Below are 24,059 nucleotides of genomic sequence, written 5' to 3' on the forward strand. Positions count from 1 at the left end.
TTTTTTTATGGCCCTGACTACCCTTGATACCCAGACCGCGCTGATTGTTATCGATCTGCAACACGGCATTGTGCGCCTGCCGGTCGTACACGAGCCGCAGCCGGTTATCGACCTGTGCGCGCAGCTTGCCGACGGCTTCCGCGCGCGCCAGCTGCCGGTTGTGCTGGTCAACGTGGCTGGCGCTGCGCCCGGCCGTACCGAGCAGGCGCGCCACGGCGGGGAACTGCCCGCCGACTGGGCCACGCTGGTGCCGGAGATGACGCCGCAGCCGGGCGATATTACCGTGACCAAGAAAACCTGGGGCGCATTCCACAACACTGACCTGCACAGCGAACTGCAAAAGCGCGGCGTTACTCAGGTCGTGGTGTGCGGCATCGCCACCAGCATCGGCGTGGAGTCCACCGCGCGCCAGGCCTATGAATTAGGTTACAACGTCACGCTGGCCACCGACGCCATGACCGATCTTAACCTCGACACCCACACCAACAGCGTCGGGCTGATTTTCCCGCGCCTCGGCGAGACCGGCTCAGCCGCTGACGTGCTGGCGCTGGTTAACGCCCGCTAAGATGGCGACGACGCAGGCGGGGCTGGCGCGCTGGAGCGGGCTGATTTTCAGCTCGGCGGCGCTGGTGGCGCTGCTGGAATGGATACATGTTCCGGCGGCGCTGCTGCTTGGCCCGATGTTTGCCGGCATTGGCTTCGCGGCCTCCGGCCGTTCGCTGAAACTGTCGCGGCCGCTGTTCAACTGCGCCCAGGCAACGGTGGGCGCAATGATCGCCTCGGCCATTCCCGCCTCGATATTCCATGAAATTGCCCGCGACTGGCCGCTGTTTGTGCTGTGCGTCGGCTCGGTGATTGTCGCCAGCCTGGCGCTGGGCGGCCTGCTGGCTTATTTTCGCGTGCTGCCAGGCTCGACGGCGATCTGGGGATCCTCGCCCGGCGCGGCGACCGCGATGACCCTGATGGCGGAGAGCTTTGGCGCGGACGTGCGCCTTGTCGCCTTTATGCAGTATCTGCGCGTGATGGTGGTGGCGCTGGTCGCGACCCTGGTCACGCGCCTGTGGACCGGAGCCAGCGGCGGCGCATCGCCCGCGCTCGATCTGTTTGCCCCTTTTGCGCCAGCCTCATTTTTCTTTACCTTACTGACCATTGCCGCAGGCGTACTGGCGGCGCGTCTGCTGCGGATTTCCGCCGGCCCGATGCTGATGACGCTGATTGTCGCCTCGGTGGTTCAGGATGTCGGTTGGGTGACGCTGACCCTGCCGAAGTGGCTGCTGGCGCTGGCCTACGCCTTTGTGGGCTGGGGCATCGGCCTGCGCTTTAGCGCCGACATCATCCGCTATGCGGCGCACGCCTTTCCCCGCGTCCTGCTGTCGGTGTTGACGCTGGTGGCTATCTGCGGCGGCTTTGCTTTTTTGCTGGTCGAGTTCGCCGGAATCGATCCGCTGACGGCCTATCTGGCTACCAGTCCGGGCGGAGCGGATTCGGTGGCTATTATCGCCGCCTCCAGCAACGTCAACATGCCTTTTGTGATGGCGATGCAGACCGGGCGCTTTATCGTGGTGATGTTTACTGGCCCGATATTGTCGCGCTGGATCGCTAACTGGATGGCGCGGCGCGGGCAATAAAAAACCCCGGCGTCGGGCCGGGGTATCGCGCTTACTGGAATGCGTAGCTCATGGTCAGCCCGACGCTGTAATTGCGCCCCGGCGCGGGTTCGAAATAGCGGCCGTTGCCTTCGTTGACAATCACCGAGCCGACATACTCCCGATCGAACAGGTTATCGACGCGGCCAAACAGATCCAGCGTCCAGTTCTCTACCTGCCATTTATAGCCGCTGTTAAGCGCCGCCACGGTATAGGAGGGGGCTTTAACGTCATTTTCATCGTCGGCGGCGATGTTGCTCATGTAGCGCATCTCCGCGCCGGCATAAAAGCCCTGTTCCGGCGCATACGCCAGTCCGGTATAAAACATATTGCGCGCAATGCCGGGAATACGGTTGCCATTGCAGCTCTCGTTACCGCAGGCGTTGCTGCGATAGCGCGCGTCGAGCAGCGTCCAGGCGGCTTTGACGCGCCAGTCGGCGGCAAACTGCTGATCGATACCCAGCTCCAGCCCCCGGCGGCGCGTTTCTCCGGCGTTCTTATAGGTGGTGCGGCCGCCGAGGCTGGTGTCGGTGACTATCTCGTTTTTGGTGTCGGTCTGGAACAGCGCGGCGGTGATTAGCCCGTTGCCGATGCGTTTTTTGCTGCCGATTTCAACGGTATCGCTGGTTGCCGGCTTCAGGTCGCTGTTCAGGCCGGTTTCACCGTCGGCGCGGTAGGACAGCTCGTTAATGGTGGGCGTTTCAAAGCCGCGCCCGGCAGAGAGGTAGGCGTTCCAGCCGCTGTCGATAGCGTATTTGAGCGAGGCGGCGGGCAGCCATTTGTGATAGCGCGCCTCGCCGCTGTCGTCCCCGTTGCCGGCGGTAACGTAATAGTCGTTCGAGTCGAAGTTCACCGTGCTGTAGCGCAGACCGGCGTCCAGCGACCATTTGTCGGTCAGCTGCCAGGCGGTTTGCAGATAGGGGTCCAGGTTCCACATCAGGTTGCGTTCGTTGCGGCGCAGATTTCCTTTCTCGCCGTATTCGGTCGCGGTGAAGTTCTCGAAGCCTTTGCGCCGCTCGGTCATAGTTTCGTAGTCGAGTCCTCCGGTCAGTGTCACCGGCACGCTGAACAGGGTGTCGCGGTGGGTCCAGCGGGTATCGATGCCCTGATAGCGACGCGTCAGGTCGATAACGCCGCCCGGATGCTTCGGGTTGGCCTGCACGCTGGCGGGAATGGACTGATACTGCGTGGTTTCACGGATACCGGCATACATCATCACGCTCAGATCGTCGTTTTCGCTTATCTGGCGCTGATAACGCAGGCCGCCCTGGGTCTGATCGACGGTTTTGCGCGTGTTGTAAAGCGTCACGTTGCTTACCACCTGACGCGGATTGTCGCGCCACTGATCCGGCGTCAGACCGCCCGGATCCTGCGCCTCAATATGCACGCTGTTAAACAGCAGCGTCAGGGTGCTGACGTCGTTAAGGCGCACGCCCAGCTTTGCGTTGCCCAGATTCTTCTGCGCTTCGCTGTGGTCGCGGTAGCCGTGGGTGGTAAAGCGCGAGGCGGAGACGCTGTAGTTGACGTCGCCCGCCTGGGTGCCGTCGCCGGTCGCCCCGGTGGCCTTGACGCTGTTGCGCCAGCTGCCGTAGCTGCCGTACCAGCTGCTCGCTTCCAGCGTCGGCGGCTGCTGGCCCGTCTGGGTCTCTACATTGATCACGCCGCCTGAGGCGTTGCCGTACAGAGCGGAAAACGGGCCGCGTAGCACGTCGATATGGTCAACCGAGCCAATGTCGATATTGGAGGTTTGCCCCTGGCCGTCAGGCATGGTGGCGGGTATGCCGTCAACGTACATGCGCAGCCCGCGCACGCCGTAGGTAGAGCGCGAACCAAAGCCGCGCACCGACAGCTGGAGATCCTGGGCGTAATTTTGCCGGTTCTGGATTTGCAGCCCCGGCACGCTGCCCAGGTTTTCCGACAGATTGACGCGGGGCGCGGCCTGGCGCATGTCGTCGCCGCTGACCACGCTAACGGCGGCGGGGGTATCCAGCTCAGACAGGCCGGACGGCGCGGGAGCGGCGCTGACCACCAGGGTGCTGCCGGTGTCGTCAGCCGCCAGCAGCGGCAGCGGCAGCATCGCGGGCAGCAGCGCGCTGATCTGACGCAGAGATGCAATTTTCATAAATGAAAGACCGTAGTAAAAAGAGAGAAATGAACCAGACGGAACATAGTGCGCATATGTTACGGTTTTTTACGATTATTTGAAAAGCGTAAATAATAAGGTCGATTAAAGCGAAATTCAGGGGCGAAAAATGTTTTTCCTCACTGGATTTTTGCCGACTTTCCCTTCAGTCTTAATCGCTTAGTTTGCCGGATGCGTCTGGCGTCACGCCGCATATATCAGCCCGTCACGACAACAGAAAGGAATACGTATGAGTCAACAACCAACAGTCGCCGTATTAGGTCTGGGTGCAATGGGACACGCTTTTGCCGCCAACCTGCTGAAAAAGGGCTTTACCGTTTACGGCTGGAACCGCACGCGCGCGCGCGGCGAGGATCTGCTGCAGTCAGGCCTGCGCCTGGCCGACACGCCGGAGCAGGCGGTCGAGTCTGCTGACGTGGTGATTGCCATGCTGTCCGACGGCGAAACCACAGAACATACGCTGCATCAGGTGAAAGAGGCGCTGAAGCAGGGCGCAACTGTGGCGCAGATGGGCACCATCGGCGTAGAGAAAACCGATGCGCTGATCGCCTGGTTTGCCGAACAGCGCGCCGACGTGGTGTTTATCGACGCCCCGGTTTCCGGCACCAAAGCGCCGGCCGAAAACGCGCAAATTCTGGTGATGGCCAGCGGCGACCAGACGCGCGCGCAGGGGGCCGAAACCGTTTTCGCCGCCATCGGCAAAGGCACGCAGTGGCTGGGCGAGGCGGGAAAATCCTCCCGCATGAAGCTGGTGGTCAACAGCTGGCTGATTGGTCTGATGCAGAGCCTGGCCGAAAGCACGCGCCTTGCGGAAACCTTCGGCTTCACTCCCGACGATCTGTGGCAGGTGCTGGATGGCGGCCCGCTGGCTGCGCCCTATGCAAAGGTGAAGCTCGCCACGATCGCCAGCGGCGATTTTACCCCGCAGATGCATCTGCTCTGGGCGCTGAAAGACGCGAAGCTGGCGCTGGACGCAAAGGGCGACGCGAAGCTTCCCGCGCTGGAGCATATCGCTGAACTGTGGCAGCAGGCGGTAGACGCGGGCTATGGCGAGCAGGATCTGGCGTCGGTCTATCAGTATCTGAAGGCGTAATCGTGTCGGCGCGGCTGGCGTTTGATTTTACCACCCGGCCGCTGGTGCCTTATGCGCATGATTATGCGCACGGCGACAGCGAACCCTGGCATCACCACAGCTGCGCGCAGCTGATCCATACCCTGAGCGGCGTAGTGCGCGTCGATACCGCGCAGGGCAGCTGGATTGTGCCGCCGAGCCGGGGCGTCTGGCTGCCTGCCTTTACCCGCCACGCGCTTCATATCACCGGTAAAGTGGCGGCGCGAACGCTGTTCGTCGATCCGCTGGCGCGAGCGGATCTGCCAGCCGGTTGTCAGGTGGTGCAGATTTCGCCGCTGCTGCGCGAGCTGATTGTAACGTCGCTGCCGCTGCCGGAAATCTATGCCCCCGGCAGCCGCAGCGAGCGCATTTATGAGCTGATTCTGGATGAGCTGCGCAGTATGGACGTGCTGCCCTTTAGCCTGCCGGAGCCGCAGAGCGCGCGCCTGCAACACCTTTGTCGCGCCATCCAGCAGTCGCCAGGCGACAGCTGGACGCTGGAGGGCGCGGCGCGTCGGTTAAATCTCTCTGGCCGCACGCTGGCGCGCCATTTTTTGCGTGAGACCGGACTGCATTTCAGCGACTGGGTCCGGCGCGCGCGTCTGGCCATCGCCCTGACGCGACTGGCGCAGGGCGAGTCAGTGCTGCGCGTGGCGCTCGATCTGGGCTATGACAGTCCCAGCGCCTTTAGCGCGATGTTTCGTCGTCTGCTGGGCGTGACGCCGGCAACCTATTTTCCGCAGGCAGAAAAGCGGACGCTGCGTTAAGCAACGCCTGGAGCGAGGCGCGGGCGATGTCGCTGTCGATGCTCACGCCCCAGGCGCGTTCGCCCTGGCCATTCAGGCAGCACACATACGCGACCGAGCGGCTGTCGCTGCGTTTGCCCAGCGTATACTCATGATAATCCGCAATCGTCAGGCTGCGCCCAGTGGCTTGCCGCAGCGCTGCCACCGCCGCTGACAGCAGACCGTTGCCGCTGCCGCGCAGGCGGCGCGCGCCGCCGTTCACGGCCAGGCTGGCCTCCAGCTGCGTCAGATCGCCGTCGCTGCGGCTTTCCGCTTTCAGCAGCTTCAGTGCGGGCTGTTCTATGCCGTAGTGCAGACAAAAAAGCTGCCAGACAGCGCGCTGCGTCATCTCCCTGCCGTGACGGTCCGTTTCCTGCTGCACGCGCAGGCTAAAATCCTGCATCAGCGCGCGCGGCAGCGTCAGGCCGTGATGTTGCTCCAGCAGCCAGGCGGCGCCGCTCTTGCCCGACTGGCTGTTGACGCGGATCACCGCCTCATAGCTACAGCCGATGTCGGCGGGATCGAGCGGCAGATAGGGCATCTGCCAGATGGTCTCCTGCTGCTGCTGGCGGACAGCGAAGCCCTTGCGAATGGCATCCTGATGCGAGCCGGAAAAGGCGGTAAAGACCAGCTCGCCCGCATAGGGATGGCGGGGATGCACCGGCAGCTGGTTGCAGCGGGTGACCACCTCGATCACCTTGCCGATGTCGCTGAAGTCGAGCTGCGGGCTGATGCCCTGGCTGTAGAGATTAAGCGCCAGGGTGACAATATCTACATTGCCGGTGCGCTCGCCGTTGCCGAACAGGCAGCCCTCTACGCGTCCGGCGCCCGCCAGCAGCGCCAGTTCGGCGCAGGCGGTGCCGGTGCCGCGATCGTTATGCGGATGCACGCTGATACAGACTGCATCGCGACGGCTGAAGCGACGGCAGAAGTATTCGATCTGATCGGCATAGACGTTGGGGGTATTGACCTCGACGGTGGCCGGCAGATTAACGATCATCGGCCGCGCGGCGCAGGGCTGCCACACCTCCGCGACCGCCTCGCAGATCGCCAGCGCAAAGTCCGGCTCGGTAAAGCAAAAGGTTTCTGGCGAATACTCAAAGGTCCAGTGCGTTTCCGGACGCGCGGCGCAGCCGTCGCGGATCTGACGCGCGCCCGCGCAGGCCAGCGCAATAATCTCCGCTTTGCTCTGACCGAATACTCTTTCGCGAAACAGCAGCGCCGTCGCATTGTACAGGTGCAGAATCGCGCGCGGCGCGCCCTGCAACGCCTCAAACGTCCGGGCGATCAGCGCTTCGCGCGCCTGTGTCAGCACCTGGATCGTCACATCCTCAGGGATGCGCCGCTGCTCAATCAGCAGGCGCACAAAGTCAAAATCCGTCTGCGAGGCGGCGGGAAAGGCGACTTCAATCTCTTTAAAGCCGCAGGCCAGCAGCAGATCCCAGAACGCCAGCTTGCGCTCGGCGTCCATGGGTTCGGCCAGCGCCTGATTGCCGTCGCGTAAATCGGTTGAGAGCCAGCGCGGCGCGCCAGTAAGCTGGCGATCCGGCCACTGGCGATCGGGCAGGGCGATAACGGGAAAAGCGCGGTACTTCTCTGCGGGTTGCGTCAACATAGAACCTCCTGATTAATCTGTTCAGTCTGCCGCGTCGCCCGCCCGCTGCGCGCCCGCAAAGCTGACAACCGATGACGCAAAAGCGACAGCGTTATGCGCTCGACGACAATGGTCATGCGCAATCGGCATCGGCGATTTTCCGCGTCCGGTTTACTCTGGTTTTTTTGCGCTGAGAGGAAGCCGAATGAAATATCACGCTGTTTGCATTGCGCTGGCGCTGGCCGGCGTATCGTCCGCGCAGGCCGTTACGCTGCGTATTGCCGATCAAAAGGGCAATATGCGCGCCGAAATGGAGTCGGCGCATCAGCTTGACAACCTGAGCTACCGCATCGAGTGGGCGGAATTTCCCGCCGCCGCGCCGCTGGCGGAGGCGCTCAACGCGGGCGCGGTGGATGCGGGCATTATCGGCGATGCGCCGCTGCTGTTTTCGCTGGCCGCCGGGTCGCAGGTAAAAGCGGTGGCCGTCAGCAAATCCGTTCCCGCCGGGCTGGCGGTACTAGTGCGCCCGGATTCTCCGATCAAAACCGCTGCCGACCTGAAAGGAAAAAGTATCGCCACCGGGCGCGGCTCCATCGGCCATTTTCAGGCGCTGAAGACCCTGGAGCAGGCCGGTTTAAGCGATAAGGATGTGCGCTGGCGTTTCCTGCAACCTGCCGATGCGCGCATCGCTCTGACCAATAACTCAGTGGACGCCTGGGCCACCTGGGACCCCTATACGGCGCTGGCGGAGGTGACGCAGACGGGACGCGTGCTGGTAAACGGCGTCGGGCTGGCGACAGGCAACAGCTTCCTCGCCGCCACTGACGCGGCTATCAGCGACAACGAGAAACGCGCCGCGCTTCAGGATTACGTTAACCGGCTGGCGGCGGCGGATCGCTGGGCGAACAGTCACGTCAGCGACTATGCGCAGACGCTGGCGAAGATTATCGGCTTTCCGCCCGCGGCGGCGGAAAAATCCTTCTCGCGTCGTCAGTCGCACTGGCAGAGCATCGATGACGCCACGGTGCGGCAGCAGCAGGAAACCGCAGACTTTTATCAGAAATATGGTCTGATCCAGCAACCTCTGAACGTCAAGCCGACCTTTTATCGCGGTCTGACGGTGGCGCAGGGGAGCTAACGCCGTGACGCGCGGTCACTGGCAAGGCATCGCCGCTGCGTTTGCCCGCATAGCGTGCCGCTCCGGAAAGGCGCGCAGCAGCAGAGGAGCGCGCGCCGGAGCGGCCAGGGGGATGCGAGACGAGCCTGGCGCGTCTGGTTTGCGAAGGGACGCTAACGCGACGCCTCGCGCTGGCATCGTCGCGGACGGCAACGCTGGCTCGTTCCCCGGCGCGCCTGGAGTGACCATTTGTGCCATCTGATTTGGCGTTTACCCGACGTGCGCGTAGCATAGCGCGATGTTGAGTTCTTTAAGCGCTTATTTCCCCGATGTTAACTTTTGACGGCCATAACGATCTGCTGCTCAATCTGTGGCTCAATCACCGTGACGCGCCGGTCGACGCCTTTTACAACGGCATTGCGCAGGGCCACCTCGATTTTCCGCGTATGCAGCAGGGCGGTTTTTTCGGCGGCCTGTTCGCTATTTTTGTGCCGCCGCAGGCCTATATCGCTCAAATCGCGCCGCATCTTGCCGATGCGCCTTATCAGCCGCTGGAGATTATGCGGCAGCAGCTGGGCATTCTCAGACTCATTGCCGAGGAGCCGCAGGGGCGCGCGCGCCTGTGCCGCAGCGCCGCAGACATTGCCGCCTGTCGCGCGGACGGCGTGCTGGCGCTGGTCGCGCATATCGAAGGCGCGGACGCGCTGGATGCCGAAGGGGAACAGCTTCAGGCCTTTTACGACGCGGGCGTGCGCAGCATCGGCCCGTTCTGGAATCTGCCCAACCGCTTCGGCACCGGCGTCACCGGAAGCTTTCCCGGCTCGCCCGACAGCGGTCCGGGGCTGACGGAGGCGGGTAAGGCGCTTATTAAGCAGGCTAACGCCCTTAATATGCTGATCGACGTGTCGCATATGAATGAGAAAGCGTTCTGGCAGACCGCCGAACTGTCTGCCTCGCCGCTGGTCGCCACACACTCCAATGCCCATGCGCTCTGCGCCCAGCCGCGTAATCTCACCGATGCGCAGCTTGCCGCCATTCGCGACAGCGGCGGCATGGTCGGCATTAACTTCGGCAACGCCTTTCTGCGCGCCGACGGCAAGCGCGACGGCGATACGCCGCTGAGCGACATCATCAGGCACTATGAACGACTCAGCGCCATCATGGGGGAAGATTGTGTCGGACTGGGTTCTGATTTTGACGGCATCTCCACGCCAGAGGCGTTAAAAGACGTGACCGGATTACCGCGGCTGTTCGCGGCCTTCCGGGATGCGGGCTATGATCAGGATCGGCTGGAAAAACTCGCCTCGCGCAACTGGCAGCGCCTGTTGCAAAAAATCTGGCAGGCCTGATTCATTTACTTAACATTTGCGGGTTGATATTGACACGCCGTTAGCGCACCATCAGCCCGCTTAAAATTGCGTGCATAATCACTGGATTGTTTGCGTAATGATACCTGACCGGTATCGCGTTGTTCATTCACCTTAGAGGAAAACTATTATGTGGAAAAAACCTGAATTTGTTGATTTACGTCTCGGTCTGGAAGTGACGCTGTACATCTCCAACCGTTAATATCCATGCCCGCCAGCTGCGCGGGCATTTTGTTTCAACGCCGGGTTTCCCCTATGTTTATCAAAGTCCTTGGATCCGCCGCAGGCGGTGGGTTTCCTCAGTGGAACTGTAACTGCGCCAACTGTCAGGGCGTGCGCAACGGCACTATTCAGGCCAGCGCGCGAACGCAATCCTCGATTATTCTCAGCGACGACGGCGAAAACTGGGTGTTATGCAACGCCTCGCCGGACATCAGCCAGCAGATCGCCCATACGCCAGAACTGATAAAAAAAGGCGTGCTGCGCGGCACCGCCATCGGCGCGATTATCCTTACCGACAGCCAGATCGATCACACCACCGGACTGTTAAGCCTGCGCGAAGGCTGTCCGCATCAGGTGTGGTGCACGCCCGAAGTCCATAACGATCTCACCAGCGGCTTTCCTGTCTTTACCATGCTGAAACACTGGAACGGCGGGCTACAGCACCGTCCGATTGCGCCGCTGGAGCCGTTCTCCGTCGACGTCTGTCCGAGGCTGCGCTTTACCGCTATCCCTATTCTCAGCAATGCGCCGCCCTATTCGCCGTATCGCGACCGGCCGCTGCCGGGCCACAATGTGGCGCTGTTTATCGAACATACCGCCAGCGGCCAGACGCTGCTTTACGCGCCGGGCCTCGGCGAACCCGACGCGGTGATCCTGCCCTGGCTGCACAAGGCCGACTGTCTGTTGATTGACGGCACCGTCTGGAAAGATGACGAGCTACAGGCCACCGGCGTCGGCACCAACACCGGCAAGGCGATGGGCCATCTGGCGCTCTCTGACGAGCAGGGGCTGATGGCGCTGCTGGCGTCGCTGCCGGCGAAACGCAAAATCCTTATTCATATTAACAACACCAATCCGATCCTCGACGAGCAGTCGCCCCAGCGTCAGTTTCTGACGCAGCAGGGCATTGAAGTGAGCTGGGACGGTATGGCGATTCACCTTCAGGGCTGAGTGATGCAACTAACCGAGACGCTGACGCCGCAGGCGTTTGAACAGGCGCTGCGCGATAAAGGCGCTTACTACCATATCCATCATCCTTACCATATCGCGATGCACAACGGCAGCGCGACGCGCGAGCAAATTCAGGGGTGGGTGGCGAACCGCTTCTATTATCAGACCAGCATTCCGCTGAAAGACGCGGCGATCATGGCGAACTGCCCGGATCCCGCCACGCGCCGCAAGTGGGTGCAGCGCATTCTGGATCATGACGGCAGCAACGGTCAGGATGGCGGCATCGAAGCCTGGCTTCAGCTGGGCGAAGCGGTCGGGCTGACGCGCGACGCGCTGCTGTCGGAGCGGCATGTGCTGCCGGGCGTGCGCTTTGCGGTGGATGCCTATGTTAATTTTGCGCGCCGCGCCAACTGGCAGGAAGCGGCGTGCAGTTCGCTGACCGAGCTGTTCGCGCCGCAGATCCACCAGTCGCGCCTCGACAGCTGGCCGCAGCACTATCCCTGGATTAAAGAAGAGGGCTACTTCTATTTCCGCAGCCGTCTGAGCCAGGCGAACCGCGACGTCGAGCACGGTCTGGCGCTGGCGCTGGAATTTTGCAATACGGTGGAGAAGCAGAACCGGATGCTGGAAATTCTGCAATTTAAACTCGATATTTTGTGGACGATGCTGGACGCCATGACCATGGCGTATGAGCTGAAGCGCCCCCCTTACCATACGGTCACCGATCAGGCGGCCTGGCACAGCACAAGACTGGTATAACATCATGAATGACAACGCAATTCCTGTTTTCCGTCGCGGCTATCGCATGCAGTGGGAAGCCGCGCAGGAGAGCCACGTGGTGCTCTATCCGGAAGGCATGGCGAAGCTGAATGAAACGGCCGCCGCTATCCTTGAGCTGGTGAACGGTAAAGAGAGCGTGAGCGCCATTATCGCCACGCTTGACGCGCGCTTCCCCGAAGCGGGCGGCGTCGGCGACGACGTAAAAGATTTCCTGCGCGCGGCGTATGAACAAAAGTGGATACAGTTTCGTGACCCAGAATAAACCTGCCGTTAATCCGCCGCTCTGGCTGCTGGCGGAGCTGACCTATCGCTGCCCGCTACAGTGTCCCTACTGCTCGAATCCGCTGGATTTCGCCCAGCAGGAAAAAGAGCTGACCACTGAGCAGTGGATTGAGGTGTTTCGCCAGGCGCGCGCTATGGGCAGCGTCCAGCTCGGTTTTTCCGGCGGCGAACCGCTGACGCGTAAAGATCTGCCGGAGCTGATCCGCGCGGCGCGCGACCTCGGCTTCTATACCAATCTGATCACCTCCGGCATCGGCCTGACGGAGAAAAAGCTCGACGCCTTTGCCGACGCCGGTCTGGATCATATTCAGATCAGTTTTCAGGCGAGCGACGAAACGCTCAACGCTGCGCTGGCCGGGTCGAAAAAAGCCTTCCAGCAGAAGCTGGAGATGGCGCGCGCGGTGAAGAAACATGGCTATCCGATGGTGTTGAACTTTGTGTTACACCGTCACAATATTGACCAGATCGACAAGATTATCGATCTCTGTATCGAGCTGGAAGCGGATGACGTCGAGCTGGCGACCTGCCAGTTTTACGGCTGGGCGCAGCTTAACCGTCAGGGGCTGTTGCCCACGCGCGAGCAGATTGCGCAGGCGGAGGCGGTGGTCAGCCGCTATCGCGAGCGTATGAGCGGCACCGGCAACCTGACTAATTTGCTGTTCGTCACCCCGGACTATTATGAAGAGCGGCCCAAGCCCTGTATGGGCGGCTGGGGAGCGATTTTTCTCAGCGTCACGCCGGAAGGCACAGCGCTGCCGTGTCACAGCGCGCGCCAGCTGCCGGTCGCCTTTCCTTCCGTGCTGGAGCAGCCGCTGGAGGAGATCTGGTATCACTCCTTTGGCTTTAACCGCTATCGCGGCTTCGACTGGATGCCTGAGCCTTGCCGCTCGTGTGATGAGAAAGAGAAAGACTTTGGCGGCTGCCGCTGTCAGGCCTTTATGCTGACCGGCAACGCGGACAATGCTGATCCGGTGTGCAGCAAGTCGCCGCAACACGAGGTGATCCTTGAGGCGCGACGCGAAGCGGCGTGTAGCGACGTGAAGATCGGTCAGCTGCAGTTCCGCAACCGCGCCAACTCGCAGCTAATCTACAAAACCCGGACCTTTTAACCATGTCTGAACAGCGCCAGCTGCGGCTGCCGAATGGCCTGCGCGTTACGCTAATCCATCAGCCGGACGCGCGTCAGGCCGCCGCGCTGGCGCAGGTTGCGGCGGGTAGCCATGATGAACCCGAACGCTGGCCGGGACTGGCGCATCTGCTGGAACATCTGCTGTTCAGCGACAGCGCCGCTTATCAGGGAAACGATCGGCTAATGCCCTGGGTGCAGGCGGCGGGCGGACGGCTGAACGCCACGACGCTGACGCGCAGCAGCGCCTGGTTTTTTGAGGTGGAACCCGGTCTGCTGGCCGAGGGGGTGACGCGGCTGGCGGATATGCTGGCCGCGCCGCAGTTTACGCCTGAGGCGATTGCGCAGGAATCGGCCGTGATCGATGCCGAATACCAGCTTATTCAGCAGCATACGCCGTCACGACGCGAAGCCGCGCTCTTTACCCGCGTCAGCGCTCCGTCTGCTTTTCAGCGTTTCCATATTGGCAGTCGCCAGGCGTTTGGCGCAGACAGCGGGGCGCTGAAACAGGCGCTGCACCAGTTTCACCAGCAATTTTTTCATACCGGACAGATATCGCTGTGGCTGCAAGGACCGCAGTCGCTGGACGAACTGGCGCAGCTGGCGCTGCGCGTTAGCCAGTCGCTGCCGCAGGGCGGGGAACGCGAGCCGCAGGCAGCCGCTCCTGGTTTCGTCGCCGATGCGGATATTGCGCTGCATACCCAGGGACACGGCCAGCTCTGGATCAGCGCTTATCTGAGGGGCGATATCGATGCGATTCGTGACGGTGTCACTTTGCTGCGCGAATTTTTGCAGGACGAAGCGCCTGGCGGCGCGATGGCCAGCCTGCGTCAGCGCCGCTGGGCGCAGCAGCTTGAGGTGAAATGGCTCTGTCTGGACCGCGCCGGAGGCTGGCTGGCGTTGCAGTTCGACACCGATCATCCTGACGCCGTCTGCGCCTGGTTTTCACATGCGCTGCGAGCGCTGGCAACTACGTCACCGCAGCAGCAGCGTCACTACCTGCATTTAGCGCAGCAGCGATTTGCGGCGCTGATGCCGCTCGATCAGCTGCGCGAACGCGCCTTTGGATTTGCCCCGCCAGCGGGCGCGGAGGGTTTTATGCCGCTGCTGCGACAGCTGGCTGACGCGCCGCAGGCGCGGCTGTGGAGTGCGGCCAGCGTGCAGGGCGAACCGGTCGAAACCCAGGGATTCAGGCTGATGCTGCGCGCCTGGCGGCCGGTATCCGTTCAGGACGCGCCGCCTGCCTTGCAGTTTCATCCGCTGGCGCAGCCTGCCGCAGCGCTGACGCCGCCCGACGCCCGCGCGCCGCTGCTGCATCTCGCCGCCGACAGCGCGCCCGCTACCTTACTGCTGCGGCCCGACTTTTTCACCGCGCTCAGCCCGGCGACGGCGGTCGGCCTCGACCGACAACTGCGCCCGCTTTTTGCGCTCTTGCGTCATCAGGGGGGCGCAGCGGGCTGGCGGGAAAGTCAGGGCAGCTGGCAGCTGGAAGCCCAGCTACCCTCAGGCTGTGAGGCCTGGCTGGCTTCGCTGCCTGACGCGCTACGTTTTCCGGCAAAAGACAGGCGCGCCGCGCCGCCGGACGATGTGGCGATTCGCGAGCTGCTGCGCCAGCTGCCGCAGGCTGTCAGTATAACCGCCGGGACAGGCCGCTGGCGCGCCGCGCTGCATGGCGGAACCGCAAAGCAGTATGCCGCAGTCGCGCAGTGGCTGGCCCCGATAGTCTGGGATGCCGGTCGCCCTGAACAGCCCGAACGGCGGGGCAGACAGCTGATCGTCGATCATCCAGGCAAAGACAGCGCGCTGCTGCTGTTTCTGCCTTGCCCACCGGCGGTCCCGCTGGCGGCGCTGCGCGCCCTGGCGCTGCTGATGGAGCCGCGTTTTTTTCAGCGCATGCGTGTTGAGCAGCAGATCGGCTATGTGGTCAGCTGCCGCTATCATCGCTGTGCCGATCGCGACGGCATTCTTTTTGCGCTTCAGTCGCCTGACATCGCGCCCGACGCGCTGCTGGCGCAGTGCCACACTTTTCTGCAACAGCTACGCATAGCGGACGACCCGCAAATACTGGAAAGCTGCCGGGCGCGCCTGCACGCGCTGCTTGCTGCTCCGCAGGAGGCGGTCGCGGCGATGCAGCTGGCGCTGCGCCGGGTGGGCGGACTGCGCGATATCGACGAGGCGTCGGTTGCCGCCCTGACTCAGACAGCGCTGCATCAGGCGCAGACGCATCTTCTGAACGAGTGGCACAGCGGCGTCCTGCTGCGCACCCGTTGAGACCGGAAGAGGCGCCCGGTACCAGGCCAGGTCTGCAACGCGGATTTTCAGCGCAGGCTCCGGAGAATCGTTTTAAACAGACTTTTGCCGCCACAGACGCTCCCGGTCGCGGTAAGCTTTCCCGCTTATTTTTCCGTAGCAACGCCAGTTGCTGTCGCATCAGGCTATTGCGCAATAGTCACGCCAGGATATTGCTGAATTTATTTGAAAATTAAGGCCAAAACTCTTCACTATATCTGCGCGTACCTTTCAGCGACACTCATATGGATTCAGCTGTTTTTAAAAGGAACCTAATGTGAAAAATTTTAAACGTCTTGCGCTGCCGCTGCTGGCCGCTACTGCCCTCTATGCCCCCCTGTCTCAGGCTGCCGCTCAGCACTACGAGCTTGATCCTGCGCATACTTCAGTGATTGTGACCTGGACTCACTTCGGTTTTTCTCATCCTACGGCGGATATTCCAGACACTAAAGGCACGCTGGTGTTTGACAGCGAAAACCCAACCGCATCGCGCGTTGACGTTACGCTGCCGATTACGCAGATCGACAGCCATGTTGCGGCGCTGACCAAAGAATTTAAAGGCGCGGAGTACTTTGACACGGCCAAATACCCGACTGCGACTTTCCACAGCACCAAAGTCGTCGCCAAAGGCGACAATAAGTTTGACGTTGAAGGTAATCTGACGCTGAAGGGCATCACCAAACCGGTAACGCTGCACGCGACGCTGAACAAGCAGGGCGAGCATCCAATGGTGAAAAAACAGGCCATTGGTTTTGACGCGACGGGAACCATTAAGCGTTCTGACTTTAAGCTGGATAAATATGTTCCGGCCGTTGGCGATGACGTCACGCTGACGATTTCTACCGAAGCCTACGCGAAATAATCCTGACGCTCTCTCTCATTATCGGGAGAGAGCGTTTTTTTATTGCCATACCGCTTATCTCCGCCTTATTTCTGCTTAATATCGGCGCTAAATGTGCCTGCCTCTGCCTGATAGTCACCCTTTGAACTATCACCTGTGAAATAACCCTTTGCGCGTGCAGTCAGCGTTAATACCCTGAAAGTGAGGTAGCAATCACAATTCCGTATTAATGCTGACAGCGTATGCATTATCGGGCGTGCCGCAGTAACGTCTTTAGGAAATTTTCTGCCAACCCGATGAAAGCAAAAAGAAAATAATTGCCGACCACATTTTATTAACTGTGATTTATCTCACAAATAACCCTCCCTGAGCAGCGGCGTCAAGCTCCTCGATTCATTAATCTCTGCGCAATCTGTGATGTCCATTGCAAATTCCAGCCCTTTATCCCGAAACAATAACCTTAAAGCTGATTAAGCCGAAGAGGTTTTCAAAATGAGAATTGGCATGGTGATAAGCGGTGGCGACGTTAGCGGAATTAATAATTTTATCTTTCAGATCGCGCGGCTGGCTCAGGCAGAAATGGTGTTATTTAACGGGGGCATTCCGGGCCTGCTTGACAATCGTCACCAGGAAATAACCTGGCGCGACTTAATTGATTATTCTGTGGCCGCTATTCCGCTAATTCAGTCCGGTCGGACGGAAAAAAAACTGATTCGCAGTGAATATGAACGCATTGCGCGGCAGCTGAAAGCGTTGCGCATCGACACATTAATTATGGCGGGAGGCGACGGGTCGCTGCAATTTCTGCATACCCTGAGCGAATTTGGCGTTAACTGTTTCGGCGTCGGCATGACCATTGATAACGATGTGTTCGGCAGCGATTACACCATTGGTTTTTCCACTGCCTGCGAGCAGGTATTAAAAGAGGTGGCGAAGCTGCGCAATACCGGGCGCGCGCTCACCGGCCGCATCTTTATGGCGGAACTGCTGGGCGGCTTTTGCGGCGAGCTGACGCTTCAGTCAGCGATTAAAAGTAATGCCGATTTCGCCCTGATCCCGGAGTGCCAGATCCCGGTACCGCAGCTTGCCGAACGCATCCGGGCGCGTCTGGAGATACAGAACAGCGTGGTGATCCTCTGCTCGGAAGGCTACACGCGGGAGTATTCACCTGGTTTTCAGGGGGCTATCGATACCCTGATCAAACAGCTGGAGCCTCTTACCGGCGTGCGGGTGCGGAAAACGATTATCGGCTATGGCCTGCGTAATGGCGATCCCACCTGCGAAGAGATTTATCAGGGCGCCATCATGGCGACCGAAGTGGTGCGTTGTATTCAATCGGGCATGCGAAATAAAGCCGTGATCATTAACGGCAGCAATAAACCTATTCCTATTGATCTTATTAGCATGAAAAAACGGCTTGTCGATACTGAAGGGCATTATTACAAACTCGCTAAACAACTCAATATAATCTGAGGAGATTGCCATGCTTAAAATATTATGCGTCTGCGGCTGCGGGCTGGGATCCAGTTTTGCCATTGAAATGAGCGCCAAAGCGGTATTAAAGAAGCTGGAAATAGACGCTGACATCGATCATACCACTATCTCAGAGGCCAGCGCGTTTAAGTCTGATATTATTTTAACGCAAAAAGCCTTTGCCGACGTGCTTAATGCCGACGCCAGCCCGGAGGAGATGAAGCGCGTTATTGTACTGAACCGGCTGACTGATAAAGGTGAAATCGAAGAGAAGATTTTAGCCTTCCTCAAAGAGCATAATCTTAAGGTCGCGAACCATGAATAGTTTTATTAATTTTCTGGTCAAGGATCTGTTAGGGCAGGCCTCTATTCTGATCGCCTTTATTGCCCTGATCGGTCTGCTGCTGCAACGTAAATCCGCAGGGAAGGTCGTAGAGGGCACCTTTAAAACCCTGCTCGGATTTTTAATTATGATGGCTGGCATTAATATTATTGTCGGCACTTTAACCTTTCTCAATACCATTTTTACGCACGGATTTGGTATGCAGGGCTATATTACCGATGTGGCGGCGATTGCCGGTCTGGCTAACCGCGAGCTGGGTTCGGAAGTGGCCTTAACGCTGCTGGTGATCTTTGTCGTCAATATTATTATTGCGCGTATTACGCCCTTTAAATATATCTTCCTGACCGGACAGGCGCTGCTGTGGATGGCCACTATCGGCACCGTAATTGGCTATAAAGCCGGACTGACTGGGCTGTCGCTGATTCTTACCGGCGGCATCTTCGGCGGCATTATGGCCGTTGTCATGCCTGCGCTGGCGCAGCCGGTGGTGCGCCGCATTACCGATTCAGACGACATCGCGCTTGGTCACTTCTGCACCATCGGCTATCTGGTTCAGGCGGCCGTCGCGAAAGTGGTCGGCAAAGGCTCGCGCTCCACAGAGGATCTTAAGCTGCCGGATAACTTTAAGTTCTTGCAGGATACCTATCTGGCGATGGGCATCGTCATGGTGCCGATGTACCTCATCCCGGCGCTGGCGGCGGGGCCGGCCTTTATCGCCCAGTACAGCAACGGCATGAACTATCTGATGTATGCCTTTATGCAGGCAATGCAGTTTGTCGCCGGGGTGTTTGTGCTGTACAGCGGCGTACGACTGTTGCTGAACGAACTGGTGCCTGCGTTTCGCGGCATTGCCATGCGTATCGTGCCGGACGCCAGACCTGCGCTCGACTGTCCTGTGCTGTTTCCCTATGCGCCCAATGCCGTCATCGTGGGATTCCTTGCCACTACGCTCGGTTCGGTCATTGGCATGATTCTCTTTCCGATGTTTGGGCTGGCGATGATCCTGCCTGGCCTGCTTACTAACTTTTTCGCCGGCGGCGCGGCAGGAGTATTCGGCAACGCGCTGGGCGGCCGTCGCGGCGCGGTAATCGGCGGAGTCGTGCACGGCCTGTTTATCACCTTTTTGCCCGCCATTCTGGTGCCGATGCTGGAAAGCTACGGTTTCACCGGCGTGACGTTCAGCGATGCCGACGTGATCAGCACCGGCCTGGTATTGGGGCACGCCTTCCAGGGCAACTGGCTGTTCGTCGCGCTGTTTGTACTCTTCATTACCCTGATCGCCTGGTTTGTTAACGGAAAATCCACTAAACCCCGTGAGGAAAATATCCATGAGTCTGTATAATTTTACCGATCTGTTACAGGTGGCAAAACAACGTGAATTTAAGGCGCTTGGCTCTTTTAACTTACACTGTCTGGAAATGCTTCCCGCGTTTTTTAAAGCGGCGGAAAAGACCAACAGTCCATTAATGATTCAGATCTCGACCGGCACCGCGAAATATTTAGGGCACAGGTTACTGGTTGACGCTATTTGTTCGCTTTCCGCCAGTAAAAATGTGCCGACCTGTCTGCACCTCGATCACTGTTCTGATTTAGAGGCGATTCAGACCGCTATTGACGCCGGATTCAGTTCAGTCATGTATGACGGCTCGCATTTGCCGATTGAAGAGAATATCGCCAATACGCGGCGCGTCATCGATATGGCGCGCCCGCGGCGGGTTTCGGTGGAAGCGGAACTGGGCGCGATAGGCGGATCGGAAGATGGCAAAGTGGTGGCTCTGGAAGAGATTGCCTTTACTTCTGTTGAGGATGCGAAACGCTTTGTGCATGAAACTGGCGTCGATATGCTGGCGATTTCCATTGGCACCGTGCATGGTCTCTATACCGGCAAAGCCCATATCCAGCATCAGCGGCTGACAGAGATTACCCACGCCACCGGTATACCGCTGGTGCTGCACGGGGGCACCGGCGTCAGCGATGAGGATATGCGGCTGGCGGTCCGTAGCGGCATCGAAAAGGTTAATGTGGGCACCGAGATGAACGTGCAGTGGGTAGCGCGCTGCAAACAAACCTTTGAAAAAGGCAAGGTGAACGACAGCGTGCGTAATTTCCTGGTTCCGGCAAATGACGCCGTGACTGACGTTTTAGTCGAGAAGATTCAGCTGTTCCGTTAATTTCTTTTTCGCTCATTACCTTATTGCCCGGCGCGATTCGGGACAGGAGACGCTATGTTTGGATTTATGAAAAAGTCCGCGCCTGATAAACCGCAGGATAGCGAAAAAACAGAACAGCAGGCTGCCGCGCTCAAAGCGGAAATAAACGCGCTGGAACAGCGGCTGGATAATAATTTCCGTGACGGCGAGGCGCAAAAGCAATTAATGCTGGCCTACAACCGCGCGCTGAGCTTATTTGCCAGAAGCCATCGCTACCGCCATGAAATAGATGCGCTGTTCGTCAAGATGGATGAATTGCGAAATATTATTCGCAAATCAGTCTGAGGAGACCTGATGAGTATTAAACAGGTATTACAGGAGGCTAACGCCATTCAAATTGGCGTCAGGGTAAGCGACTGGCGGCAGGCGATCGCGCTGGCGGCGCAGCCGCTGGTCAGCGGCGGCTATATTGACGCCTCATACCCTGAAGCGGTCATCGCCAATACCCTGACGCACGGCGCCTATTATGTGTTTGAAGAGGGGATCGCCATTCCTCACGCGCGACCGGAAAGCGGCGTAGTGAAAGACTGCTTTAGCCTGCTGCTGCTGGCGGAGCCTGTTTCATTCGACGGCAGCGATAAAGCGGATATCGTGATTATGTTCGGCGCGCGCGACAGCAACGCGCATATTGAAGAGGGCATCCGCGCCATTGTCTCGCTGCTGGATAATGACGAAAGGCTGGCGCGTTTACGGCAGGCAGGCAGCGTGGCGGAGGTCATTGACATCCTATGACTCTCGCAACGCAACACAAGCAGGTGGTGCTGGTGAACGGCATTCCCGCCTCTGGCAAAAGCACGCTGACGCGGGCGCTCGCTTCGCGGCTGAGTTTGCCGGTGCTGACGCTCGACAGCGTGAAAGAGCCGTTTATGGCCAGTTTCGCGCCGGTAGATCGGCAGCGCAATCGTCAGCTGGGCTGTGCGGCCTATCAGGCCATCTGGAAGATTGTCGCCCTGGCTCCCGCAGGCTGCGTGTACCTGATTGACGCCTGGTTTGGCTTTCAGCCGAGGCAGGTACTTGAGCAGGGGCTGATGCAGGCAGGCGTCAGCCGGGCGCTGGAGCTGTGGATGGCGATTTCTCCCGACGAGGCGGCGGCGCGCTATCAGGCGCGCCTGTCAAACCGCATGCCGGGTCACCCCGGCGCGGAGTATCTGCCTGAGCTGCGACGGCTGGCAGAGCAGGCGCAGCCGATGAGCGTGGGTCCGCTGCTGCGGCTGGAGGCGGTCGATCCTGACATCAACGCCGCCGAACGCTGGCTGAGAGAGCAGTTGCAGCCGCCGAGCCTTAGCCCATATGCCGCAACTAAATCTTTGTCTCGGCAGGATTAACCTTATGCCGGCCTCTGGGCCGGTTTTTTTATCGTTCCGCGTCGCTTGACGCATCGACAAATAGTGACCGTACTTAATAATTACATCGCCTGCTTAAGGAGAGGATTATGCCAACGCCACCCTTTATCAAACCCGGTGAAAAGGTCGTGCTTTATGACGGCGTCTGCAAACTCTGCAACGGCTGGGTTAACTTTCTGCTGCGCAGGAAACTGGCGCGCAACGTACGCTTCGCGGCGGTACAAAGCGAGGAGGGCAAAGCGCTGCTGCGCTTCGCCGGACTGCCCGATGAAAATATTCGCACCATTGTATTAATCGAAGGCAACCGCCACTGGGTTCGCGCTCAGGCTATTCTGCGCGTGATGCGGCTGCTGCCGTTTCCGTGGGGATTGCTCTCGCTGCTGCGCTTTATTCCCCATTTCATCAGTAACTTTTTCTACAACTGCATCGCGGTCAATCGCTATCGGCTGTTTGGCCGGTACGATGCGCAGCATCCGGTGTCGCCCGACTATCCCGGCCGTTTTCTGCATCGCTAGACAGGCTGGTTAACCGGCAGAAAATCTTCGCGCTGCGGGGTAAAGGTATCCAGCAGCGTGCCGGCCTCCAGGCAGACGCAGCCGTGGACAATATGCGGCGCTTTGTAAAGCGTGTCGCCCGCGCTTACCTCCCGCGTCTCGCCATCGATCGTAAAGGAAAAGCGTCCGCTCAGCACATAGGTTAGCTGCTCATGCGGATGGTGGTGCAGCGGCCCAACCGCCCCCTGTTGAAAGGTGACTTCAACCGCCATCAGGGCGCCGCCGTGCGCCAGGATACGTCGCGTAACGCCGTTGCCCAGATCGTCCTGCTGTGTTTCTGTTCGGTAAATAAACATGCTCGCTCCTCATTGAAGAAAGGCGTTAGCTGCCGCTTTTGTGACTTTACTCACATCCCGGCGTGCGATTAACTCATGCACTTTAGCCGCTTTTGATTAAAATGAAACGGTGTTTCATAAATACTTAAGGGCAGATCATGAAAATTGCATTAATGATGGAAAACAGCCAGGCCGCCAAAAACGCTATCGTGCGTCAGGAACTGGAAAACGTGGCGCAGCCGTTGGGCCATCAGGTCTTTAACGTCGGCATGAGCGACGAACAGGATCACCATCTGACCTATATTCATCTGGGCATCATGGCCAGCGTACTGCTTAACAGCAAAGCGGTCGATTTTGTCATTGCCGGCTGCGGCACCGGTCAGGGCGCGCTGATGTCCCTGAATCTGCATCCGGGTGTGGTTTGCGGCTACTGTATCGATCCGGCTGATGCCTATCTGTTTGCCCAGATTAATAACGGTAACGCGCTGTCGCTGCCGTTTGCCAAAGGCTTCGGCTGGGGCGCGGAGCTGAATCTGCGCTTTATCTTTGAAAAAGCCTTCACTGGTGAAAAAGGGCTGGGCTATCCGCCAGAGCGTAAAGAGCCGCAGGTGCGCAACGCCGGAATCCTTAATCAGGTCAAAGCGGCGATGCTGAAAGAGAACTATCTCGACACGCTGCGCGCGCTGGATCCTGAGCTGGTGCGCACCGCGCTCAGCGGACCCCGCCTGCAACACTGTTTGTTCGAACACGGTCAGGTGCCCGAAATCGCCGACTTCGTTCGTCAGATTACGCAGTAATTGCCGCTCTGAGCGCGCGGCCTGTCGCCGCGCGCCTCTATGTCAGGTCTCTTTCGCCAGCGCCGGATTATAATGACGGCTTGCCTCTACCAGCATCCGCGTATAGGGCATTGCGGCGCGATCCGCCACCAGCGCCGGCACATCCAGCGTCTCCAGCACGCGCCCCTGCTGCATCACCGCCACCCGATGGCAGAGATGCGCCACCACGCCTAAATCGTGCGTCACCATCAGATAGGTCAGGTTCCCCTGCTGTTGCAGATCGCTAAGCAGGTTGAGGATCTCCGCCTGTACCGAGACGTCCAGCGCTGACGTCGGCTCATCCAGCAGCAGCACCTGCGGTTCAAGGATTAGCGCGCGCGCAATGGCGACGCGCTGACGCTGACCGCCGGAGAGCTGATGCGGATAGCGCGTTTGCCAGGCGCGATTCAGTCCGACCTTTTCCAGCATGGCGGCGACCCGCGCCTGACGCTGGCCGATGCCGTGGATCACCAGCGGCTCTTCCAGAATGTCGCCGAGGGTATGGCGCGGATGCAGCGAACCATAAGGGTCCTGAAACACCATCTGTACCTGCCTGCAACGGGGGCGATCGATGCGACGCTGAAGCGTCTGGCCGTTAATCGTCAGTTCTCCCTGCCAGTGATTAACCAGTCCCGCCAGGCATTTCAGCACGGTAGTTTTGCCGGATCCAGACTCGCCCACCAGACCAAAGACTTCGCCTTGCGCTACCTTCAGGCTGACGTCAAACAGCACCTGGGTTTTCGCGCGGTCTTCACCGAAACTGAGGTTCAGATTGTCGATGCCAATCATGCT

At 59.5% G+C, this 24,059-nt stretch carries 26 protein-coding genes; 22 read left to right on the forward strand and 4 right to left on the reverse strand.

What is annotated here, in order from left to right; genetic code table 11:
- Positions 1–7 precede the first annotated feature (7 nt).
- Both BBB56_RS19400 and BBB56_RS19405 read left to right on the forward strand, forming a co-directional pair.
- Positions 8–565 carry an isochorismatase family protein gene (locus BBB56_RS19400; protein ID WP_123802566.1) on the forward strand — a complete coding sequence of 186 codons (558 nt, stop codon included), beginning with the start codon at positions 8–10 and terminating at the stop codon, positions 563–565.
- A 1-nt stretch (position 566) separates the two neighbouring features.
- Positions 567–1,628, forward strand: coding sequence for an AbrB family transcriptional regulator (locus tag BBB56_RS19405; RefSeq protein ID WP_123802567.1), 1,062 nt, complete (start codon positions 567–569; stop codon positions 1,626–1,628).
- A gap of 31 nt (positions 1,629–1,659) precedes the next feature.
- On the opposite strand, the gene pqqU is transcribed toward BBB56_RS19405, so the two are convergent.
- Positions 1,660–3,768, reverse strand: a complete 2,109-nt coding sequence (gene pqqU, locus BBB56_RS19410) for a TonB-dependent receptor PqqU (protein ID WP_199756268.1) — start codon at positions 3,766–3,768, stop codon at positions 1,660–1,662.
- A 250-nt stretch (positions 3,769–4,018) separates the two neighbouring features.
- On the opposite strand from pqqU, the gene BBB56_RS19415 reads away from it, so the two are divergent.
- Positions 4,019–4,882 carry an NAD(P)-dependent oxidoreductase gene (locus BBB56_RS19415; protein WP_123802568.1) on the forward strand — a complete coding sequence of 288 codons (864 nt, stop codon included), beginning with the start codon at positions 4,019–4,021 and terminating at the stop codon, positions 4,880–4,882.
- 2 nt (positions 4,883–4,884) lie between these two features.
- Positions 4,885–5,667, forward strand: coding sequence for an AraC family transcriptional regulator (locus BBB56_RS19420; protein ID WP_123802569.1), 783 nt, complete (start codon positions 4,885–4,887; stop codon positions 5,665–5,667).
- Here the strand turns inward: BBB56_RS19420 and leuA are convergent.
- Positions 5,588–7,300 carry a 2-isopropylmalate synthase gene (leuA, locus tag BBB56_RS19425; protein ID WP_123802570.1) on the reverse strand — a complete coding sequence of 571 codons (1,713 nt, stop codon included), beginning with the start codon at positions 7,298–7,300 and terminating at the stop codon, positions 5,588–5,590. The genes BBB56_RS19420 and leuA overlap by 80 nt on opposite strands.
- A gap of 184 nt (positions 7,301–7,484) precedes the next feature.
- On the opposite strand from leuA, the gene BBB56_RS19430 reads away from it, so the two are divergent.
- The 17 genes from BBB56_RS19430 to BBB56_RS19510 all read left to right on the forward strand — a co-directional run bounded on the left by BBB56_RS19430 (position 7,485) and on the right by BBB56_RS19510 (position 22,138).
- Positions 7,485–8,417, forward strand: a complete 933-nt coding sequence (locus BBB56_RS19430) for an ABC transporter substrate-binding protein (RefSeq protein WP_123802571.1) — start codon at positions 7,485–7,487, stop codon at positions 8,415–8,417.
- 308 nt (positions 8,418–8,725) lie between these two features.
- The gene (locus tag BBB56_RS19435; RefSeq protein ID WP_123802572.1) at positions 8,726–9,745 is read left to right on the forward strand and encodes a dipeptidase; all 1,020 of its coding nucleotides are present in this window, start codon (positions 8,726–8,728) and stop codon (positions 9,743–9,745) included.
- A gap of 148 nt (positions 9,746–9,893) precedes the next feature.
- Positions 9,894–9,965, forward strand: a complete 72-nt coding sequence (pqqA, locus tag BBB56_RS19440) for a pyrroloquinoline quinone precursor peptide PqqA (RefSeq protein ID WP_010617686.1) — start codon at positions 9,894–9,896, stop codon at positions 9,963–9,965.
- A gap of 53 nt (positions 9,966–10,018) precedes the next feature.
- Positions 10,019–10,936 carry a pyrroloquinoline quinone biosynthesis protein PqqB gene (gene pqqB, locus BBB56_RS19445; protein WP_123802573.1) on the forward strand — a complete coding sequence of 306 codons (918 nt, stop codon included), beginning with the start codon at positions 10,019–10,021 and terminating at the stop codon, positions 10,934–10,936.
- A gap of 3 nt (positions 10,937–10,939) precedes the next feature.
- Entirely contained in the window at positions 10,940–11,695 is a 756-nt protein-coding gene (gene pqqC / locus BBB56_RS19450; RefSeq protein WP_123802574.1) for a pyrroloquinoline-quinone synthase PqqC, read from the forward strand.
- Between the two features lie 4 nt (positions 11,696–11,699).
- Complete coding sequence (pqqD, locus tag BBB56_RS19455; protein WP_123802575.1) at positions 11,700–11,978, forward strand: pyrroloquinoline quinone biosynthesis peptide chaperone PqqD; 279 nt, start codon at positions 11,700–11,702, stop codon at positions 11,976–11,978.
- Positions 11,965–13,107 carry a pyrroloquinoline quinone biosynthesis protein PqqE gene (gene pqqE, locus BBB56_RS19460; protein ID WP_123802576.1) on the forward strand — a complete coding sequence of 381 codons (1,143 nt, stop codon included), beginning with the start codon at positions 11,965–11,967 and terminating at the stop codon, positions 13,105–13,107. The genes pqqD and pqqE overlap by 14 nt, the downstream gene beginning before the upstream one ends.
- 2 nt (positions 13,108–13,109) lie before the next feature.
- Positions 13,110–15,395 (forward strand): pyrroloquinoline quinone biosynthesis protein PqqF, encoded by a 2,286-nt coding sequence (pqqF, locus tag BBB56_RS19465; protein ID WP_123802577.1) that lies wholly within the window; start codon positions 13,110–13,112, stop codon positions 15,393–15,395.
- Between the two features lie 295 nt (positions 15,396–15,690).
- Entirely contained in the window at positions 15,691–16,275 is a 585-nt protein-coding gene (locus BBB56_RS19470) for a YceI family protein (protein WP_123802578.1), read from the forward strand.
- A gap of 471 nt (positions 16,276–16,746) precedes the next feature.
- Positions 16,747–17,727: a 6-phosphofructokinase gene (locus tag BBB56_RS19475; protein WP_123802579.1), complete on the forward strand. Its 981-nt coding sequence runs from the start codon at positions 16,747–16,749 to the stop codon at positions 17,725–17,727.
- A 10-nt stretch (positions 17,728–17,737) separates the two neighbouring features.
- On the forward strand, positions 17,738–18,052 hold the full coding sequence (locus BBB56_RS19480; protein WP_123802580.1) for a PTS sugar transporter subunit IIB: 315 nt from the start codon (positions 17,738–17,740) through the stop codon (positions 18,050–18,052).
- Entirely contained in the window at positions 18,045–19,412 is a 1,368-nt protein-coding gene (locus tag BBB56_RS19485) for a PTS sugar transporter subunit IIC (RefSeq protein ID WP_123802581.1), read from the forward strand. Before BBB56_RS19480 ends, BBB56_RS19485 begins: the two co-directional genes overlap by 8 nt.
- The gene (locus BBB56_RS19490; RefSeq protein ID WP_123802582.1) at positions 19,399–20,241 is read left to right on the forward strand and encodes a class II fructose-bisphosphate aldolase; all 843 of its coding nucleotides are present in this window, start codon (positions 19,399–19,401) and stop codon (positions 20,239–20,241) included. The genes BBB56_RS19485 and BBB56_RS19490 overlap by 14 nt, the downstream gene beginning before the upstream one ends.
- A 54-nt stretch (positions 20,242–20,295) precedes the next feature.
- Complete coding sequence (locus BBB56_RS19495) at positions 20,296–20,565, forward strand: hypothetical protein (RefSeq protein ID WP_123802583.1); 270 nt, start codon at positions 20,296–20,298, stop codon at positions 20,563–20,565.
- A gap of 9 nt (positions 20,566–20,574) precedes the next feature.
- Positions 20,575–21,012: a PTS sugar transporter subunit IIA gene (locus BBB56_RS19500; RefSeq protein ID WP_123802584.1), complete on the forward strand. Its 438-nt coding sequence runs from the start codon at positions 20,575–20,577 to the stop codon at positions 21,010–21,012.
- Positions 21,009–21,605: a P-loop nucleotide/nucleoside kinase family protein gene (locus BBB56_RS19505; protein ID WP_123802585.1), complete on the forward strand. Its 597-nt coding sequence runs from the start codon at positions 21,009–21,011 to the stop codon at positions 21,603–21,605. The genes BBB56_RS19500 and BBB56_RS19505 overlap by 4 nt, the downstream gene beginning before the upstream one ends.
- A gap of 107 nt (positions 21,606–21,712) precedes the next feature.
- Entirely contained in the window at positions 21,713–22,138 is a 426-nt protein-coding gene (locus tag BBB56_RS19510) for a thiol-disulfide oxidoreductase DCC family protein (protein WP_123802586.1), read from the forward strand.
- Here the strand turns inward: BBB56_RS19510 and BBB56_RS19515 are convergent.
- Complete coding sequence (locus tag BBB56_RS19515; protein ID WP_123802587.1) at positions 22,135–22,473, reverse strand: cupin domain-containing protein; 339 nt, start codon at positions 22,471–22,473, stop codon at positions 22,135–22,137. The two genes, BBB56_RS19510 and BBB56_RS19515, sit on opposite strands and share 4 nt — an antisense overlap.
- A gap of 137 nt (positions 22,474–22,610) precedes the next feature.
- On the opposite strand from BBB56_RS19515, the gene BBB56_RS19520 reads away from it, so the two are divergent.
- Complete coding sequence (locus BBB56_RS19520; RefSeq protein ID WP_123802588.1) at positions 22,611–23,249, forward strand: RpiB/LacA/LacB family sugar-phosphate isomerase; 639 nt, start codon at positions 22,611–22,613, stop codon at positions 23,247–23,249.
- Positions 23,250–23,291: 42 nt separating this feature from the next.
- Here BBB56_RS19520 and BBB56_RS19525 read toward each other — a convergent pair whose 3' ends face one another.
- A complete protein-coding gene (locus tag BBB56_RS19525; RefSeq protein ID WP_199756269.1) occupies positions 23,292–24,056 on the reverse strand; it encodes an ABC transporter ATP-binding protein in 765 nt (254 codons plus the stop codon).
- Between the last annotated feature and the right edge of the window lie 3 nt (positions 24,057–24,059).

Origin of the sequence: Candidatus Pantoea deserta, from assembly GCF_003813865.1 — a bacterium.
GTDB lineage: Bacteria > Pseudomonadota > Gammaproteobacteria > Enterobacterales > Enterobacteriaceae > Pantoea > Pantoea deserta.